We start from the raw sequence: 1,917 nt of genomic DNA on the forward strand, positions 1-1,917 counted from the left end.
AACCCGTCGAGTTCGAAAAGCTTCTGACGACCGTTCAAAACGCCATCGACGTCAGCTTGATGAGTCGCACGCCGGCCCAGTTCGGTATCGATTCAGACGGCGATACTTCCGCCGATCAAATCGTCGGTCGGTCTCAGGCGATGCAAGAAGTCTACAAGTTGATCGGACAGGTCGCCCCGCAAGATGTCAACGCACTGATCTTGGGTGAAAGCGGAACCGGCAAAGAAATGGTCGCCCGCGCGATCTACCAACACAGCCGCCGAGCCGAACGACCGTTCATGGCCATCAACTGCGCCGCCCTGCCCGAAAACTTACTCGAAAGCGAACTGTTCGGACACGAGCGAGGTTCCTTCACCGGCGCCGACAAACGCCGCATCGGAAAGTTCGAACAGGTCAACGGCGGAACCATCTTCTTGGACGAAATCGGCGACATGACTCCGGCGACCCAAGCCAAGGTGCTGCGGTTGCTGCAAGACGGCAGTTTTGAACGCGTCGGTAACAACGAAACGATCCGCGTCGACGTCCGAATCATCGCGGCGACCAACCGCAACTTGCTCCAGATGGTCAGAGAAGGCACGTTTCGCGAAGACCTGTACTACCGGATGAGCGTCTTCATGATCCAATTGCCGCCGTTGCGTGAACGGCCCGAAGACATCCCCGTGCTGGCCGAACACTTTATCCATCTGCTCAACCGAGACATGCAAAAACAGATTCGTTCCATCGCACCCGATGCGATGCAGCGGCTGAAACACTACCGCTGGCCGGGCAACGTCCGTGAACTGCAAAGCGCGATGAAGCACGCCTTGGTGCGAAACGTCGGCGAAGTGCTGACGGTCTCCTCCCTGCCGGATACCTGCCGCGACATCCGACCGACCGGTTCAGAAAAACACCGGTCGGAGCTGGATGCCGAAAACATTCGCAACTTCATCCACGACCTGCTGTCCCACGACCAGCCGAACGTCTATCAAGAATTGCATAGCGAAATCGACCGCATCCTGCTTCCCGAGGTGCTTAACCACGCCGACGGAAATCAGGCCCACGCCAGCGAGCTGCTGGGCATCGCCCGCAGCACCCTGCGAACCAAGATCACCGATCTGGGACTGACCTTCGAAAAACGGCTCAAGGCGGATTCGGACACCCGTTGAGGCAACGCGGTGAAGCATTGACTCCCCGGTTGTGATTAAAATCGGGCCATGAATCTCGACGCCCTCACCACCTTTCTGGAGTCTTCCCCGACCGCCCGATTGCTCAAGGCGGATCTCGCCGCGTTCGTGGTTTACTTTTTGCGGCAAGCGTTCAAATCGAACACGCAAGAGTCCGCGATCTCGTTTTCCCACGACGAGTTGGCCAGCCGATTGCAGGTCTTTCAAGACGAACTCCGCGACGAGGAACGCCCCGTCTTGCTCGGCTCGCCCGATCGATACTTGCGCGAGTGGTCCGATGCCGGCTGGCTGCGACGCTTCTTGCCCGCCGATTCCACCGGCCCCCATTACCAACTCACCCGCTACAGCGAAGACGCCATCCGGTTTCTCGATTCCATGCTCCATCGCGACACGCGGTTGGTGGGCACCGAAAGCCGGTTGCGATTGGTCATCGACACCCTGGTCGATCTGGTTCGCGGCGCCTCGCCGGACCCCGATCGGCGTTTGAACGACCTGCTCGCCCAGCGGCGGCGGATCGACGACGAGATCGCTTCGATTCGTGGCGGCGGCGAAGTGGAAACCTATCACCCGGCACAGATCCGCGAACGGTTCTACACCGCCGTCGATCTACTCAAGACGCTGCAAAGTGATTTTCGCGCCGTCGAAGATCGATTCGAAGCGATCGGTCGCCAAGTGCAGCGCGAGGCGATGAAAGACGATCGTCGCCGCGGAGAGATCTTGGCCACCGCACTCGATGCCGAAGACCTGATCAAAC

2 protein-coding genes are annotated in these 1,917 nt (G+C 59.3%); both read left to right on the forward strand.

Features of this window, described 5'->3' with window-relative positions; all coding sequences use genetic code 11:
* Positions 1–1,145: sigma-54 interaction domain-containing protein (locus tag ABX749_RS31250; protein WP_372899478.1), on the forward strand; the 1,145-nt coding region annotated here is incomplete at its 5' end.
* A 48-nt stretch (positions 1,146–1,193) separates the two neighbouring features.
* On the forward strand, positions 1,194–1,917 hold a 724-nt coding region (locus ABX749_RS31255), incomplete at its 3' end, for a DUF3375 family protein (RefSeq protein ID WP_372899479.1).

The sequence above is a fragment of the Stieleria sp. genome (genome assembly GCF_041595215.1).
In the GTDB taxonomy this organism is placed as follows: domain Bacteria; phylum Planctomycetota; class Planctomycetia; order Pirellulales; family Pirellulaceae; genus Stieleria; species Stieleria magnilauensis.